This is a genomic window from Serratia ficaria, from assembly GCF_900187015.1.
GTDB classification, from domain to species: Bacteria; Pseudomonadota; Gammaproteobacteria; order Enterobacterales; family Enterobacteriaceae; genus Serratia; species Serratia ficaria.
The window spans coordinates 492,111-507,861 of record NZ_LT906479.1; the positions used below are offsets into that span (position 1 = coordinate 492,111).

Sequence of the window (15,751 nt, forward strand, 5' to 3'; positions counted from 1 at the left end):
TCGCCCATGGCGACCAAAAAGACTATGATACACGCTATTTTATATTAAATAACCGTTGTTAGCCGCCATGTACGGCGCGGCGCCACCGGCGTCGCTCGCCGCCTTGCCCGCGCATTGTTTATCTTTCGGCTTTTATGCAGGAAATATCATGACAGGAAACGAAAACAACCTGATTTGGATCGATCTGGAGATGACCGGCCTGGATCCGCAACGCGACCGCATCATCGAGATCGCCACGCTGGTCACCGACGCCAACCTGAACATTCTGGCCGAGGGGCCGGTGATTGCCGTCCATCAGTCCGATGAACAGCTGGGCCTGATGGATGACTGGAACGTGCGCACCCACACCGGCAGCGGACTGGTGGCGCGCGTGAAAGCCAGCCGCCTCGACGACCGCGCCGCCGAGTTGGAAACCATCGCCTTCCTGCAGCAGTGGGTGCCGGCCGGCAAATCGCCGATCTGCGGCAACAGCGTGGGCCAGGATCGCCGTTTTCTGTTCCGTTACATGCCGGAGCTGGAAGCCTACTTCCATTACCGCTATCTGGACGTCAGCACGCTGAAAGAGCTGGCGCGGCGTTGGAAGCCGGAAATTCTCGGCGGCTTCAAGAAGCAGGGCACCCACCAGGCGATGGATGACATCCGCGAATCGGTGGCCGAACTGGCCTATTACCGCGAGCATTTCATTCAGCTGTAGTGGCTACGGGGCCCGTGCGCGCTGAAAAACGCCCGATTCCGCCGCTTAATTCGCCAGTTTGGCGCTTTAATCGGCAATCAAACAAAAATCGCGTTTTTTTGCTTTCAGGGGCTTGCGGCAAAAAGGATTTCTCGTATAATGCGCACCCCGTACCGATGAAGAATTTCGTTAAGTTCCGACATCGATACGCCGGGCGGGAATAGCTCAGTTGGTAGAGCACGACCTTGCCAAGGTCGGGGTCGCGAGTTCGAGTCTCGTTTCCCGCTCCAAATTCAACAATGCTGCTGATGCGGCGTGATGAATAAAAAAAGTGTCAGGCAGTACCCATGCGACGCGGGAATAGCTCAGTTGGTAGAGCACGACCTTGCCAAGGTCGGGGTCGCGAGTTCGAGTCTCGTTTCCCGCTCCAAAAAAATTCAAAGGCCATGCTGTTGTTTGATGGCCGGATGCCCAAAGCATCTCAATGCGGGAATAGCTCAGTTGGTAGAGCACGACCTTGCCAAGGTCGGGGTCGCGAGTTCGAGTCTCGTTTCCCGCTCCAATTTTCTCTTCGTTTCAAACTCAGTTCAACGCCTTCTCCGGCGCGGTTCTTTGTCCCGTTTTACACACCCCCTAAAAATGTTGTAAACAGAGTTATCCACAGCTTGCGTACATAACGTCGCCAGTTTAAAAAATCAACGCCACGCAAATGAAATATTTATTGCATTGATTTGTATGCATATTTATTTATGTGAAAACGTTATGCCGATCACTTGCTCTTTTTGTTGCAGTTGAAAGACAACGTGTTTTTATTTTTATGCACAAGTCCACAGACAGACTTTGCCGCTTGGCATGATAGGTCTGGCATTGGCTTTAGGCATCCCTCGGCAAACCTTTTTCCACAGCCCGTATCAGCCGCTTTTTCTGTGCCGTTTGCACCTCGACGCCCTGCGCTTCGCGGCGGGCCAACTGCTGCGCCAGCGCCCAGTCGATGTGTTCGTCCAGCATGGCGTCCTGTTTGAGGCGCGCGCGCAGCGCGATCACTATCTCATCCTGATAGGGCGCATTGCCCAACGCCACGGCGATATTGCGCAGCCAGCGCAGATGGCCGATGCGCCGAATGGCCGAGCCTTCGGTGATGCGCAGAAACTTTTCTTCCGTCCAGCCAAACAAATCGATCAGCTGCGGCGCATGCAGCGCGGCGCGCGGGCTGAAATCGTCCTCATCGGTCAGCTGCGAGAAACGGTTCCACGGGCAGATCAGCTGGCAGTCGTCGCAGCCGTAGATGCGGTTGCCGAGCAGCGGGCGGAACTCTTCCGGGATCGCCCCTTCCAGCTCAATGGTCAGGTAGGAGATGCAGCGGCGCGCGTCTACGGTATAGGGCGCGACGATAGCGCCGGTTGGGCAGGTGGTGATGCAGGCGACGCAGCGGCCGCACTGTTCTTCCTGCGGTTTATCCACCGGCAGCGGCAGGTCGATCAACAGCTCGCCGAGGAAAAACCAGGAGCCGGCCTCGCGGTTCAATATGAGTGAGTGTTTACCAACCCAGCCGATGCCGGCTTTGGACGCCAGCGCGCGCTCCATCACCGGCGCCGAGTCGACAAACGGGCGGAAGTTCAGCTCGCCGCAGTAGACCTGGATCTGGTCGCCCAGCTTTTTAAGCCGCTGGCGCAACAGCTTGTGGTAGTCGCGGCCCAGCGCATAGCGGCTGACATAGCCCAGCTCAGGGTTTTGCAGCGTGCTGGCAAACGCCGCCTTGGCCGGCAGATAGTTCATGCGCACGCTGATCACCCGCAGCGTCCCCGGCAACAGCTCGTGGGGCCGGGCGCGCAGCATGCCGTGGCGCGCCATCCATGCCATTTCGCCATGGTACTGTTTGTCCAGCCACGCCTGCAGCCTGGGCTCTTCGGCGCTCAGATCGGTGTCGCAGATGCCCACCTGCTGGAATCCTAGCGATTGCCCCCATTGCTTGATATGTTGGGCGAGTTGATTGAGATCGAGGGGGTGCGTCATGACGGGCCACAGTAAGAGAGCATACTCCGACAGTTTACCACACTCTGTCTGGCCTGCGGACTGGATCCGTCAGGCGGAGCCCGCGGCGGCGGCGTCGCTGGGCATTTCACTCTACGACCTGATGCAACGCGCCGGCAAAGCGGCTTACGACCTGGCGCGCGACGAATATCCGGCCAGCAGCCACTGGCTGGTGCTGTGCGGCCATGGCAACAACGGCGGCGACGGCTACGTGGTGGCGCGCCTGGCCGCAGAAGCGGGCGTTGCGGTCACGCTGATCGCCTGCGAAGGCGCAAGGCCGCTGCCGCCTGAGGCCGCCGCGGCCCGGCGGGACTGGCTGGCCTGCGGCGGCGCCGTTGAACCGGTCAACGGTCGCTGGCCGGAAACGATCGATCTGATTATCGACGGCCTGCTCGGTACCGGCCTGGGCGCCGCGCCGCGCGCGCCGTACGATGCGCTGATTGAAGCCGCCAACCGCCACCGCGCGCCGACGGTGGCGCTGGATATCCCCTCTGGGCTGTTGGCGGCAAGCGGCGCGGCGCCCGGGGCGGTGATCCGCGCCGCGCACACCGTCACTTTTATCGGCCTCAAGCCGGGGCTGCTGACCGGCCAGGCGCGCGACTGGGTCGGGCAACTTCACCAGAGTACGCTAGGATTAGCTGACTGGCTGGCAAAGCAACGGGTGCCGATTCAGCGGTTTACCGCAGAAACGCTGCCGCAGTGGCTGCAGCCGCGCCGTCCTTGCTCTCATAAAGGCGACCACGGGCGCCTGTTGCTGGTCGGCGGCGATCGCGGCTTCGGCGGGGCTATTCGTATGGCGGCGGAGGCCGCACTGCGCAGCGGTGCCGGTTTGGTGCGAGTGCTTACTCACATTGAGCATATCGCACCGCTGCTGGCCGCCCGGCCGGAGCTGATGGCGCAGGCGCTGGACGGCGAAACGCTGGATCAGGCGCTGGACTGGGCGGATGTGCTGGTGGTGGGGCCGGGGCTGGGCCAGGGCGAATGGGGTAAGAATGCGCTGAAAGTGCTGCAAGCCAGTGATAAACCGGCGTTATGGGATGCGGATGCGCTGAACTTGCTGGCATTAAATCCCGAGAAGCGTCAGAATCGCGTCATGACCCCGCATCCTGGGGAAGCGGCGCGGCTGTTGGGCTGCCGCACCGCCGACATTGAGAGTGATCGCTTACTTGCGGTGCGCAACCTGGTGTCTCGTTATGGCGGCGTGGCGGTGCTGAAAGGCGCCGGCACGCTGATTGCCGATGAGCAGGGCCAAATGGCGATCGCCGACGTCGGCAACGCCGGCATGGCCTCCGGCGGCATGGGCGATGTGCTGTCGGGCGTGATCGGCGGTTTGCTGGCGCAAAAGCTCTCGCTGTATGATGCCGCCTGTGCGGGCTGTGTGGTACATGGCGCAGCCGCCGATCGCCTGGCGGAAAGACAAGGAACCAGAGGCATGTTGGCGACGGATTTATTGCCGGACATCCTTCATTTCGTTAACCCTGAGTGGGCAAAATAGACTTAATCGAATGAAAGAACTCGTTTTACCTCTGCCGGATGAGGCAGCGACTGTCGCATTGGGCGCCGCCTTGGCCAAGGCGTGCGATCGCGCCAGCGTAATCTATCTTTACGGTGACCTGGGCGCCGGTAAAACCACCTTCAGCCGTGGTTTTCTGCAGGCATTGGGTCACCGGGGCAATGTGAAAAGCCCGACCTATACGCTGGTGGAGCCGTATGCGCTGGCGCCGCTGGCGGTTTATCACTTCGATCTGTATCGCTTGGCCGATCCGGAAGAACTCGAATTTATGGGCATTCGCGATTATTTTGCGCAGGATGCCATTTGCCTGGTCGAATGGCCGCAACAGGGCACCGGCGTGCTGCCGGATCCGGATCTGGAGCTGCATCTCAGCTATCAGGATCAGGGCAGAGAAGCGAAGATTCAGGCGGTTTCCGCTTATGGCAGCCAGCTTTTAGACCGTATTCACGGGCCACAGGGATGACGCCGCAATGACGTATGCGTTGAGAAAACTAGTCTTAATCGCCCTTATCGCCGTACTGGAGCCCTTGGGCGCGGCCAGTGCATTGGCCTCATCGCTGTCCGACATCAAGGTGTCGAATGCCCAGCGCGAAGCGACGGTCTCGGTGAGCTTCAACGGCCCGCCGGATTATGCTTTCTTCCCGCTGCACGGGCCGGAACGCGTGGTGCTGGACGTCAATCAGCCGGGCAAGGTCGGCGGCCTGCCGCTGAACTTCAGCGGGCAGAACCTGGTGAAGAGCATCCGCTCCAGCGCGCCGAAAGACGCGCAAAGCGTGCGTCTGGTGTTTGATTTGACCCAGCGAGCCAAGACCCGCGTAGCGACGCGCCAGAACGGCGGCGCGTATACCGTGGTGTTCACCATCGCCGCCGAGGGCGGCGCAAAAACCAACCTGGTGCGCAAGGCACCGGCCCCTGCGCCGGTTGCGGTCAGCCAGCCGCCGCGTCAGGCGCCGGCGCCGGCGGTGGTCAGCGAGCCGCCGGTGCGCAAAGCGCCAAGCGGCGCCAATCCGTTCACCAACAAACCGACCGTGGTTTCCGGCACCGCCTCTGAGGTGACGCCGCGCAGCAGCCGCGTATCCGCCGGCTCGGGCGACCGGGTGGTGGTGGCGATCGACGCCGGCCACGGCGGGCAGGATCCGGGCGCCATTGGCCCGAACGGGCTGAAAGAGAAGAATGTCACTATCGCCATTGCGCGCCGCCTGCAGGCGATGCTGAATGACGATCCGCTGTTCAAGCCGGTGCTGACGCGCAACGGCGACTACTTCATCTCGGTGATGGGCCGTTCAGACGTGGCGCGCAAGCAGGGCGCCAACGTGCTGGTTTCGATCCACGCCGACGCCGCGCCGAACCGCAGCGCGAATGGGGCCTCGGTCTGGGTGCTGTCCAACCGGCGCGCCAACAGCGAAATGGCCGGCTGGCTCGAACAGCACGAGAAACAGTCCGAACTGCTCGGCGGCGCAGGCGACCTGCTGGCCAACAGCCAGGCTGACCCTTATCTGAGCCAGGCGGTGCTGGATCTGCAGTTCGGCCATTCGCAGCGCGTGGGCTACGACGTGGCGGTGAAAGTGCTGCAACAGATGCAGAGCGTCGGTTCATTGCATAAACGCCGGCCGGAGCACGCCAGTCTGGGCGTATTGCGTTCGCCGGATATTCCATCGCTGCTGGTGGAAACAGGATTTATCAGTAATAGCACGGAGGAGCGGCTGCTGGGCAGTAGCGCGTATCAGGAGAAGATTGCCAGGGCCATCCATAGCGGCCTGCGCAATTATTTCCTGGCGCATCCGCTACAAGCCGACCCAAAGGTGGAAAACCGACCGCTGGACGTCGCAGCGGCGGTTAACTCCTCAACACCAGACGTCAGTACCCCCGCGCCGATCGTCAGTTCGGCCGGCGCAGGCCGCAGCGTTAGCGGCAAGACCCGGATCCACGTGGTGAAGCGGGCGGAAACGCTGTCCGGCATCGCCGACAGCTACGGCACTTCCATGGCCGCGCTGCGTGACCTGAACAAACTGAAAAAAGACGGCGTATGGGTCGGCCAACGTCTCAAGGTGCCGGCGGGGAAAACCGCCGCCGTCGCCAAGGCGAAAGCGCCGGCGCAGAAACCGTCTAAACATAAAGTGACTCGCGGTGATACGCTGTCGTCTATAGCTTCACGTTATGGCGTCAGCGTCAGCGATCTGAAGCGGGTCAATAAATTGAAGTCGGACGTCGCGCCGCTGGATCGGACGCTGACCATTCCGCAGGCCTAGCGCCATCATCACAGGAGTCAGCATGCCTATCCAGGTGTTACCGCCACAGCTCGCCAACCAGATTGCCGCCGGGGAAGTGGTCGAACGACCGGCGTCGGTGGTGAAGGAGCTGGTGGAAAACAGCCTGGACGCCGGCGCAACGCGCATCGATATCGACATCGAGCGCGGCGGCGCCAGGCTGATCCGCATTCGCGACAACGGCTGCGGCATCGGCAAGGACGACCTGGCGCTGGCGCTGGCGCGCCACGCCACCAGTAAAATCAGCACGCTCGACGATCTGGAAGCCATCGTCAGCCTCGGTTTCCGCGGCGAAGCGCTGGCCAGCATCAGCTCGGTCTCCCGCCTGACCCTGACCTCACGCACCGCAGAACAGGCCGAAGCCTGGCAGGCCTACGCCGAAGGCCGCGAGCAGGCGGTGACGGTAAAACCCGCCGCGCACCCGATCGGCAGCACGCTGGAAGTGCTCGACCTGTTTTACAATACCCCGGCGCGCCGCAAGTTCATGCGCACCGAAAAAACCGAATTCGGCCATATCGATGAAGTGGTGCGGCGTATCGCGCTGGCGCGCTTCGATGTGGCGATCAACCTCAGCCACAACGGCAAGCTGATTCGCCAATACCGCGCGGCGAAAGAGGAAAGCCAGCATGAACGCCGGCTGGGCAGCATCTGCGGCCCGGCGTTTTTGCAGCACGCGCTGAATATCTCCTGGCAGCACGGCGATCTGACCATTCGCGGCTGGGTGGCGGACCCGGCCGGCGCGCGCCAGCTGGGGGAGATGCAGTATTGCTACGTCAACAGCCGCATGATGCGCGATCGCCTGATCAACCACGCCATCCGCCAGGCCTATCAGGACCAGCTCAAGGACGACCAGCAGCCCGCCTATGTGCTGTATCTGGAGGTGGATCCGCATCAGGTGGACGTTAACGTCCACCCGGCCAAGCACGAGGTGCGTTTCCATCAGGCGCGGCTGGTGCACGATTTTATTTATCAGGCGGTGACCACCGTGCTGCAGCAGACCGGTTCAGCGCCGCTGGCGCTGGCCGAGACGTCGGACGAAGAGGCGGCGCCGACCTGGCAGCCGGAAAACCGCATCGCCGCCGGCGGCAACCATTTTTCTCAGCCCGCGCCGCGGCGCGAAACGCCACCGCCGGCGGCGCCCGCCCGCGAGCGTGCGCCGCAGCCGCCTTATCCGGCGGGGAGCGGCTACCAGAAGCGCGAAGGCGAGCTGTACGGCAAGCTGCTGCAGGCCGCGGAGCCGCAACCGCAGGAACCCGCGCCGAAGCCGCCGCTGTTCCCGCCGGTGAAGCCGGCAGCGGAAACGCCGCTGGCGGGCGGCCAGCACAGCTTTGGCCGGGTGCTGATGATCTACCCGCCGTGCTACGCGCTGATCGAACGCCAGCATCAGCCGGTGTTGCTCAACCTGCCGGTGGCGGAGCGCTGGCTGCGCCAGGCGCAGCTCAATCCGCCGGAAGGGGGGCTGCGGCCGCAGCCGCTGCTGATCCCCATCAAGCTGACGCTGAACAAAAATGAAGCGGCGGCGATCGCGCGCCATCAGGCGCTGTTGGCCACCATGGGGCTGGATCTGCAGGCGGGGAGCGGCCGTGTGACGCTGCGCGCAGTGCCTTTACCATTACGCCAACAAAATTTACAAAAACTGATACCCGAGCTGTTAGGCTATCTGGCCGAGCATCAGGAGATGTCGCCCGCAGTGCTGGCCACCTGGATCGCCCGCCGTTTAGGCAGCGAACATGAGCAGTGGAACACCTCGCAAGCGATACAATTGCTGACCGACGTTGAACGACTTTGCCCGCAGCTGGTCAAATCGCCACCGAGCGGACTTTTACAACCCGTTGATTTACAGGCTGCACTGGCGGCCCTTAAGCATGACTGACACTGAAATGACACCACGTCCCCCGGCTATTTTTATCATGGGGCCGACCGCCTCGGGCAAGACCGCGCTGGCGATCGCGCTGCGCCAACGTCTGCCGGTGGAACTGATCAGCGTGGATTCCGCGCTGATTTATCGCGGCATGGATATCGGCACCGCCAAGCCGAGCGCAGAAGAGCTGGCGCAGGCGCCGCACCGTTTGATCGACATTCGCGATCCGGCGCAGGCCTATTCGGCGGCGGATTTTCGCGCCGACGCGCTGCAAGAAATGGCCGACATCACCGCGGCCGGGCGCATCCCGCTGCTGGTGGGCGGCACCATGCTGTATTTCAAGGCGCTGCTGGAGGGATTATCGCCGCTGCCTTCCGCCGATCCGGCGGTGCGCGAGCGTATAGAACAGCAGGCGGCGGAGCAGGGCTGGGAGGCTTTGCACCGCCGGTTACAGGAGATTGACCCGGTTGCGGCATTAAGAATTCATCCGAATGATCCGCAGAGACTGTCCAGAGCACTGGAAGTTTTTTTTATTTCGGGTAAAACTTTAACGGAACTGACTAAAATTTCGGGTGAATCGTTGCCGTATCATGTTCACCAATTTGCGATAGCGCCGTCCAGCCGTGAGTTGATCCATCAACGCATCGAGCAGCGGTACCATCAAATGTTGGCGGCGGGCTTTGAGACGGAAGCGCGTGCACTTTTTGCACGGGGTGATTTGCATACGGATTTGCCTTCCATTCGCTGTGTCGGTTACCGCCAGATGTGGTCATATTTGTCTGGCGAAATTAGTTACGATGAGATGGTTTATCGTGGTATTTGCGCAACGCGTCAGTTGGCCAAGCGCCAAATGACCTGGTTACGGGGCTGGAACTCGGTACATTGGCTGGACAGCGAGAAGCCGGGAGAGGCTTTGGACTCGGTAATACAGGTTGTTAGTGCATAGGTCGAGTGATTGTGTACAATTGATGAGTATTCAGCGCGCAAATTTTTTACGTCGTTTATTTTAGAGCCGACAGGTTCTTAGTTACAAACAACAAGCAAATAAGGAAAAGATAGAATGGCTAAGGGGCAATCTTTGCAAGATCCGTTCCTGAACGCATTGCGTCGTGAACGTGTTCCGGTTTCTATTTATTTGGTGAATGGTATTAAGCTGCAAGGCCAGATTGAGTCTTTTGACCAGTTTGTCATCCTGTTGAAAAACACGGTGAGCCAGATGGTTTATAAGCACGCTATCTCTACCGTTGTCCCGTCACGCCCGGTTTCGCACCACAGCAACAACCCGAGCGGCGGCACCAGTAACTATCACCATGGTAACAACCCGTCTGCGCCGCAACAGCCGCAGCAGGAAAGCGATGACGCTGAATAAAGCGCGTTGCAAGTCAACCATGACGGGGAGCATAAGCAGCCGTGCGCTGTTTATGTCCCCCGCACTAGCGGTTTGTGTCCGTTTGAGAGGTTGCACGCTTGTTTGACCGTTATGAAGCCGGTGAGCAGGCCGTACTGGTTCATATCTATTTCTCGCAAGACAAAGATACCGAAGATCTCAGTGAGTTCGAATCCCTGGTGTCCTCGGCGGGTGTCGAAGCTTTGCAAGTGGTGACTGGTAGCCGCAAAGCCCCGCATCCCAAGTACTTTGTAGGTGAAGGAAAGGCCGAAGAAATTGCAGATGCGGTAAAAGCCAGTGGCGCGTCTGTTGTCCTGTTTGATCACTCCCTTTCCCCGGCGCAGGAGAGAAACCTTGAGCGCCTGTGTGAATGCCGGGTGATCGATCGCACCGGGTTGATTCTAGACATCTTTGCCCAGCGTGCCCGTACCCATGAAGGTAAGCTGCAGGTAGAGCTGGCGCAGTTGCGCCACATCGCCACGCGTCTGGTGCGCGGCTGGACGCACCTGGAGCGCCAAAAAGGGGGGATTGGCCTGCGCGGGCCGGGGGAAACCCAATTAGAGACCGACCGTCGTTTGTTGCGCGATCGCATCAGCTTGATTCTGCGCCGCCTGGAGCGGGTAGAGAAGCAGCGTGAACAAGGCCGACGGGCGCGTACCCGTGCAGATGTGCCGACCGTATCGCTGGTGGGCTACACCAACGCCGGCAAATCCACCCTGTTTAACCGAATAACGTCTGCCGAGGTCTATGCGGCGGACCAGCTATTTGCCACCCTGGATCCCACCCTGCGGCGCATCGACGTGGCGGACGTGGGCGATACCGTGTTGGCGGATACCGTAGGCTTTATCCGGCACCTGCCGCACGACCTGGTGGCCGCCTTCAAGGCGACGCTGCAGGAAACGCGCCAGGCGTCTCTGCTGCTGCATGTCATCGACGCCGCGGATGCTCGCGTCGATGAAAACATGGAAGCGGTCAATACCGTGCTGGCGGAGATTGATTCGGATGAGATCCCTACACTGTTAGTGATGAACAAAATAGATATGCTGGATGACTTTGTCCCGCGTATCGACCGCAACGACGAAAACTTACCGATCCGGGTGTGGCTGTCCGCCGCCAGCGGAGAAGGTATCCCGTTGCTGTATCAGGCGTTGACGGAGCGCTTATCGGGGGAAATCGCGCATTATGAGCTGCGCTTACCGCCACAGGCAGGCCGTCTTCGTAGCCGTTTTTACCAGCTTCAGGCAATTGAGAAAGAGTGGAACGAAGAAGACGGCAGCATCGGCGTGGTGGTGCGTATGCCCATCGTCGAGTGGCGCCGCCTCTGTAAACAGGAACAGGACCTGATTAGCTTTATCGTATGATCATATCCTGTTACATTTATGCTTCGCGTAAGCCTGAAGTACCCAATCACAGAATATGGAGCTAAAACATGGCGTGGAATCAGCCCGGTAATAACGGACAGGACCGCGACCCGTGGGGGAGCAGCAATAATAATGGCGGCAACTCTGGCGGTAACAACAAAGGCGGTCGTGATCAAGGACCACCTGATTTGGACGATATCTTCCGCAAGCTGAGCAAGAAATTGAGCGGCCTGGGCGGGGGCAAAGGCTCCAGCGGCAATAGCGGCGGCACCGGCACCTCTGGTCCGGGCTTCAGCGGCCGCATTATCGGTATCGCGGCGGTCGCCGTGGTGGTGATCTGGGCCGCCAGCGGCTTCTACACCATCAAGGAAGCCGAACGCGGCGTGGTGACGCGCTTTGGCAAGTTCAGCCACCTGGTGCAGCCGGGCCTGAACTGGAAGCCGACCTTCATCGACGAAGTGCGCCCGGTCAACGTGGAATCGGTGCGTGAACTGGCGGCGTCCGGCGTGATGCTGACCTCCGACGAGAACGTGGTGCGCGTGGAAATGAACGTGCAGTACCGCGTGACCAATCCGGAAGCCTATCTGTTCAGCGTAGTGAATGCCGACGACAGCCTGAGCCAGGCGACCGACAGCGCCCTGCGCGGCGTGATCGGCAAGTACTCGATGGACCGCATCCTGACCGAAGGCCGTACCGTGGTGCGTAACGATACTCAACGCATGCTGGAAGAGACCATTCGTCCTTACAACATGGGCATCACGCTGCTGGACGTCAACTTCCAGGCGGCGCGTCCGCCGGAAGAGGTCAAAGCGTCGTTCGATGACGCCATCGCCGCGCGTGAGAACGAGCAGCAGTACATCCGTGAGGCGGAAGCTTACGCCAACGAAGTGCAGCCGCGTGCGAACGGCCAGGCGCAGCGCCTGCTGGAAGACTCCAAGGCGTACAAAGACCGTACCATCCTGGAAGCCCAGGGTGAGGTGGCCAGCTTCGCCAAGCTGCTGCCGGAATACAAATCCGCCCCGGAAATTACCCGCGAGCGCCTGTATATCGAAACCATGCAGAAAGTCCTGAGCCATACCCGTAAGGTGCTGGTGAGCGACAAAGGCAACAATCTGATGATGTTACCGCTGGATCAAATGCTGCGCGGCCAGGCCAATGCGGCGGACGGCGGCAATAAGGACTCTAGCCTGATTCGCCTCAACCCCGCCCCGTCTGCCAACGGCGGCTCCAGCAGCCAACGCACCGGCAACGGCTCGGTCATGGACCAACGCCGGGCGAATGCGCAGCGTGACGACACCACTCGCGTAGGGAGAGAGTAATCAATGCGTAAGTCTTTTGTAGTTATCGTCCTCGTGGTGCTGGTGGCGCTGTACGCTTCACTGTTCGTGGTGCAGGAAGGCCAACGCGGCATCGTGCTGCGCTTCGGCAAGGTACTGCGCGACAGCGAAAACAAACCGCTGGTGTATGCGCCGGGTCTGCACTTCAAGATCCCGTTTATTGAAACCGTGAAGAACCTGGATGCGCGTATCCAGACCATGGACAACCAGGCCGATCGTTTCGTGACCAGCGAGAAGAAAGACCTGATCGTCGACTCCTACCTGAAGTGGCGCATCAGCGATTTCAGCCGTTACTATCTGGCGACCGGCGGCGGCGACGTCTCCCAGGCCGAAGTGCTGCTGAAGCGTAAATTCAGCGACCGTCTGCGTTCCGAGATCGGCCGTCTGGACGTGAAAGACATCGTGACCGACTCGCGCGGCAAGCTGATGTCAGACGTGCGCGACGCGCTGAACACCGGCACCGTGGGTGATGGCGAAGAAGTGGCGACCACCGAAGCCGATGACGCTATCGCCTCCGCAGCGGCGCGCGTTGAGCGGGAAACCACCGGAAAACAGCCGCAGGTTAACCCGAACAGCATGGCGGCGCTGGGTATCGAAGTGATCGACGTGCGCATCAAGCAGATCAACCTGCCGGCCGAAGTGTCCGACGCCATCTACCAGCGTATGCGCGCCGAGCGTGAAGCGGTAGCCCGTCGTCTGCGTTCGCAGGGTCAGGAAGAAGCCGAGAAGCTGCGCGCCAGCGCGGATTACGAAGTGACCCGTACTCTGGCGGAGGCCGAGCGCCAGGCCCGTATCAACCGCGGTGAAGGCGACGCCGAAGCGGCCAAGCTGTTCGCCAACGCGTTCAGCCAGGATCCGGACTTCTACGCCTTTATCCGTAGCCTGCGTGCTTATGAAGCCAGCTTCAAGAACAACCAGGACGTGATGGTACTGAGCCCGGACAGCGATTTCTTCCGCTATATGAAATCGCCTGAATCCACGCGCAAGTAACCGCGACAGGTAAATTATCGGGGGCCCGTTTAATCGCGGGCCCTTTGTTGTTTTGGGGGATGCATGAATTCAACGATCTGGCTGGCGCTTGGGCTGGTTCTGGTGCTGGAAGGGCTGGGGCCGATGCTGTTTCCACAGGCGTGGCGCAAAATGATCTTGGCGATGAGCCAATTGCCGGACGCCACGCTGCGGCGATTTGGCGGCGGAATAGTGGTTGCGGGCTGCGTGATCTACTACATGTTGCGCAGTCGCACCGGGGTTTAAAGTTTAGACTAAAAATTACGCAATCGTATGCTAAAAGTGCTGAAAATCGAAAATTACGGTGGTAGAATCCATTTTTAAGCAACCGGTGATTTTGAAAAATGGGTAAGAACGTCGTCGTACTGGGCACCCAATGGGGTGACGAAGGTAAGGGCAAGGTCGTAGACCTGCTGACTGAACGGGCTCAATATGTTGTGCGCTACCAAGGTGGCCATAACGCTGGCCACACTCTGGTTATTAACGGTGAAAAAACCGTCCTTCATTTAATTCCTTCAGGCATCCTGCGTGAAAACGTCACCAGCATCATCGGCAACGGTGTGGTTCTGGCGCCAGACGCGTTGATGAAGGAAATGGGTGAACTCGAAGCGCGCGGCATCCCGGTACGCGAACGTCTGTTACTGTCCGAAGCCTGTCCGCTGATCCTGCCTTACCACGTCGCGTTGGACAACGCGCGTGAGAAAGCGCGCGGCGCGAAAGCCATCGGCACCACCGGTCGCGGCATCGGCCCGGCTTACGAAGATAAAGTGGCTCGCCGCGGTCTGCGCGTCAGCGACCTGTTCAACAAAGAAACCTTCGCCGTTAAGCTGAAGGAAATCGTTGAATACCACAACTTCCAGCTGGTCAACTACTACAAAGCCGAAGCCGTGGATTACCAGGCCACCCTGGACTACGTGCTGTCTATCGCCGACATCCTGACCGGCATGGTGGTAGACGTTTCCGAACTGCTGGACGGCGCGCGCAAGCGTGGCGACCTGATCATGTTCGAAGGCGCTCAGGGCACCCTGCTGGATATCGACCACGGTACCTATCCGTACGTGACCTCTTCCAACACCACCGCCGGCGGCGTGGCGACGGGTTCAGGCATTGGTCCGCGTTATGTGGATTACGTGCTGGGCATCGTTAAAGCTTACTCCACTCGCGTGGGTGCGGGTCCGTTCCCGACCGAACTGTTCGACGAAACCGGCGAATACCTGTGCAAGCAGGGCAACGAATTCGGCGCCACGACCGGCCGTCGTCGTCGCACCGGCTGGCTGGACGCGGTGGCGGTTCGCCGCGCAGTGCAGATCAACTCGCTGTCCGGCTTCTGCCTGACCAAGCTGGACGTGCTGGACGGCTTGAAAGAAGTGAAGATCTGCGTGGGCTATCGCATGCCGGACGGCCGCGAAATGACCACCACTCCGCTGGCTGCCGAAGGTTGGGAAGGTATCGAACCTATCTACGAAAGCATGCCGGGCTGGAGCGAAACCACCTTTGGCGTGAAAGAGCACGACAAGCTGCCACAGGCGGCGCTGGACTACATCAAGCGCATCGAAGAACTGACCGGCGTACCGGTAGACATTATCTCTACTGGCCCGGACCGTAGCGAAACCATGATCCTGCGCGACCCGTTCGACGCATAATCTGGCTTTTTGCCATAAACGAACCGGGCGCGTCCCGGTTTGTTTTTATCGTTTGTTCTCCCCATTTGCGGTTTCACGTCAAAAAATCCTTTCTTAATCCCGTCTCAGAGCCTGTCATGCGCTAAATAATTAGCGGCGAACTCTCCGGCTGGTTTATTATCCAATGAGTAATCTTTTGAAAAATGCCGAAAAGCGGCGTATCAGACGGGTAAAGTGATACCCAGAGGTAGATGTGCAGTTAACAAGTTTTACTGATTATGGCCTGCGGGCGTTGATCTACATGGCTTCGCTGCCACCGGACAAAATGACCAGCATCTCGGAAGTGACCGAGGTCTACGGCGTGTCCCGCAACCATATGGTTAAGATCATCAATCAGTTAAGCCGTGTCGGCTTCGTCACCGCGGTGCGCGGGAAAAACGGCGGCATCCGTTTGGGCAAGCCGGCCGAAACCATTCGCCTCGGCGACGTGGTCAGAGCGCTGGAGCCGCTCTCACTGGTCAACTGCAGCAGTGATTTTTGCCACATAACCCCTGCCTGCCGCCTGAAGCAGGTGCTCCATCAGGGCGTACAGAATTTCCTTGAAGAGCTGGATAACCACACCCTGGCCGATATGGTCGAAGACAATCCGCCGCTCTACAAGCTATTGCTTGTCGAATAAAGCGTCGTTGAG

At 59.9% G+C, this 15,751-nt stretch carries 14 protein-coding genes and 3 tRNA genes; 16 read left to right on the forward strand and 1 reads right to left on the reverse strand.

Annotation, left to right across the window (positions count from 1 at the left end):
- The first annotated feature begins 148 nt into the window (after window positions 1–148).
- From orn to CKW09_RS02245, 4 genes are all read left to right on the forward strand, one after another.
- Window positions 149–694: an oligoribonuclease gene (gene orn, locus CKW09_RS02230; protein WP_061800503.1), complete on the forward strand. Its 546-nt coding sequence runs from the start codon at window positions 149–151 to the stop codon at window positions 692–694.
- Window positions 695–887: 193 nt separating this feature from the next.
- A tRNA-Gly gene (locus CKW09_RS02235) sits at window positions 888–963 on the forward strand.
- 64 nt (window positions 964–1,027) lie between these two features.
- Window positions 1,028–1,103 (forward strand) — tRNA-Gly (locus CKW09_RS02240).
- A gap of 56 nt (window positions 1,104–1,159) precedes the next feature.
- Window positions 1,160–1,235 (forward strand) — tRNA-Gly (locus CKW09_RS02245).
- A 311-nt stretch (window positions 1,236–1,546) separates the two neighbouring features.
- On the opposite strand, the gene queG is transcribed toward CKW09_RS02245, so the two are convergent.
- Window positions 1,547–2,686: a tRNA epoxyqueuosine(34) reductase QueG gene (gene queG / locus CKW09_RS02250; RefSeq protein ID WP_061800502.1), complete on the reverse strand. Its 1,140-nt coding sequence runs from the start codon at window positions 2,684–2,686 to the stop codon at window positions 1,547–1,549.
- Here queG and nnr point away from each other — a divergent pair.
- The 12 genes from nnr to nsrR all read left to right on the forward strand — a co-directional run bounded on the left by nnr (window position 2,685) and on the right by nsrR (window position 15,739).
- Window positions 2,685–4,199, forward strand: coding sequence for a bifunctional ADP-dependent NAD(P)H-hydrate dehydratase/NAD(P)H-hydrate epimerase (gene nnr / locus CKW09_RS02255; RefSeq protein WP_061800500.1), 1,515 nt, complete (start codon window positions 2,685–2,687; stop codon window positions 4,197–4,199). The genes queG and nnr overlap by 2 nt on opposite strands.
- A gap of 10 nt (window positions 4,200–4,209) precedes the next feature.
- Entirely contained in the window at window positions 4,210–4,680 is a 471-nt protein-coding gene (gene tsaE / locus CKW09_RS02260) for a tRNA (adenosine(37)-N6)-threonylcarbamoyltransferase complex ATPase subunit type 1 TsaE (protein ID WP_061800499.1), read from the forward strand.
- A 7-nt stretch (window positions 4,681–4,687) separates the two neighbouring features.
- On the forward strand, window positions 4,688–6,466 hold the full coding sequence (gene amiB, locus CKW09_RS02265) for an N-acetylmuramoyl-L-alanine amidase AmiB (protein WP_095095411.1): 1,779 nt from the start codon (window positions 4,688–4,690) through the stop codon (window positions 6,464–6,466).
- A gap of 22 nt (window positions 6,467–6,488) precedes the next feature.
- Window positions 6,489–8,357, forward strand: coding sequence for a DNA mismatch repair endonuclease MutL (gene mutL / locus CKW09_RS02270; protein ID WP_095095414.1), 1,869 nt, complete (start codon window positions 6,489–6,491; stop codon window positions 8,355–8,357).
- The gene (gene miaA, locus CKW09_RS02275) at window positions 8,350–9,291 is read left to right on the forward strand and encodes a tRNA (adenosine(37)-N6)-dimethylallyltransferase MiaA (RefSeq protein ID WP_095095417.1); all 942 of its coding nucleotides are present in this window, start codon (window positions 8,350–8,352) and stop codon (window positions 9,289–9,291) included. The genes mutL and miaA overlap by 8 nt, the downstream gene beginning before the upstream one ends.
- A 114-nt stretch (window positions 9,292–9,405) precedes the next feature.
- Complete coding sequence (gene hfq / locus CKW09_RS02280; RefSeq protein ID WP_004955988.1) at window positions 9,406–9,714, forward strand: RNA chaperone Hfq; 309 nt, start codon at window positions 9,406–9,408, stop codon at window positions 9,712–9,714.
- Window positions 9,715–9,812: 98 nt separating this feature from the next.
- The gene (gene hflX, locus CKW09_RS02285) at window positions 9,813–11,093 is read left to right on the forward strand and encodes a ribosome rescue GTPase HflX (protein WP_061799875.1); all 1,281 of its coding nucleotides are present in this window, start codon (window positions 9,813–9,815) and stop codon (window positions 11,091–11,093) included.
- Window positions 11,094–11,161: 68 nt separating this feature from the next.
- Window positions 11,162–12,412 carry an FtsH protease activity modulator HflK gene (gene hflK / locus CKW09_RS02290; protein WP_061799876.1) on the forward strand — a complete coding sequence of 417 codons (1,251 nt, stop codon included), beginning with the start codon at window positions 11,162–11,164 and terminating at the stop codon, window positions 12,410–12,412.
- Between the two features lie 3 nt (window positions 12,413–12,415).
- Entirely contained in the window at window positions 12,416–13,420 is a 1,005-nt protein-coding gene (gene hflC / locus CKW09_RS02295) for a protease modulator HflC (RefSeq protein WP_061799878.1), read from the forward strand.
- A gap of 63 nt (window positions 13,421–13,483) precedes the next feature.
- Window positions 13,484–13,684 carry a DUF2065 domain-containing protein gene (locus tag CKW09_RS02300; RefSeq protein WP_061799880.1) on the forward strand — a complete coding sequence of 67 codons (201 nt, stop codon included), beginning with the start codon at window positions 13,484–13,486 and terminating at the stop codon, window positions 13,682–13,684.
- Between the two features lie 98 nt (window positions 13,685–13,782).
- Window positions 13,783–15,081 carry an adenylosuccinate synthase gene (locus tag CKW09_RS02305; protein ID WP_061799882.1) on the forward strand — a complete coding sequence of 433 codons (1,299 nt, stop codon included), beginning with the start codon at window positions 13,783–13,785 and terminating at the stop codon, window positions 15,079–15,081.
- A gap of 232 nt (window positions 15,082–15,313) precedes the next feature.
- On the forward strand, window positions 15,314–15,739 hold the full coding sequence (nsrR, locus tag CKW09_RS02310; RefSeq protein WP_061799884.1) for a nitric oxide-sensing transcriptional repressor NsrR: 426 nt from the start codon (window positions 15,314–15,316) through the stop codon (window positions 15,737–15,739).
- Window positions 15,740–15,751 lie beyond the last annotated feature (12 nt).

What these genes read in the sequence shown, in the direction of transcription:
- orn (WP_061800503.1), top strand. Translation starts at nt 149, where the DNA reads ATGACAGGAAACGAAAACAACCTGATTTGGATCGATCTGGAGATGACC.
- nnr (WP_061800500.1), top strand. Translation starts at nt 2,685, where the DNA reads ATGACGGGCCACAGTAAGAGAGCATACTCCGACAGTTTACCACACTCT.
- queG (WP_061800502.1), bottom strand. Translation starts at nt 2,686, where the DNA reads ATGACGCACCCCCTCGATCTCAATCAACTCGCCCAACATATCAAGCAA.
- tsaE (WP_061800499.1), top strand. Translation starts at nt 4,210, where the DNA reads ATGAAAGAACTCGTTTTACCTCTGCCGGATGAGGCAGCGACTGTCGCA.
- amiB (WP_095095411.1), top strand. Translation starts at nt 4,688, where the DNA reads ATGACGTATGCGTTGAGAAAACTAGTCTTAATCGCCCTTATCGCCGTA.
- mutL (WP_095095414.1), top strand. Translation starts at nt 6,489, where the DNA reads ATGCCTATCCAGGTGTTACCGCCACAGCTCGCCAACCAGATTGCCGCC.
- miaA (WP_095095417.1), top strand. Translation starts at nt 8,350, where the DNA reads ATGACTGACACTGAAATGACACCACGTCCCCCGGCTATTTTTATCATG.
- hfq (WP_004955988.1), top strand. Translation starts at nt 9,406, where the DNA reads ATGGCTAAGGGGCAATCTTTGCAAGATCCGTTCCTGAACGCATTGCGT.
- hflK (WP_061799876.1), top strand. Translation starts at nt 11,162, where the DNA reads ATGGCGTGGAATCAGCCCGGTAATAACGGACAGGACCGCGACCCGTGG.
- hflC (WP_061799878.1), top strand. Translation starts at nt 12,416, where the DNA reads ATGCGTAAGTCTTTTGTAGTTATCGTCCTCGTGGTGCTGGTGGCGCTG.
- CKW09_RS02300 (WP_061799880.1), top strand. Translation starts at nt 13,484, where the DNA reads ATGAATTCAACGATCTGGCTGGCGCTTGGGCTGGTTCTGGTGCTGGAA.
- CKW09_RS02305 (WP_061799882.1), top strand. Translation starts at nt 13,783, where the DNA reads ATGGGTAAGAACGTCGTCGTACTGGGCACCCAATGGGGTGACGAAGGT.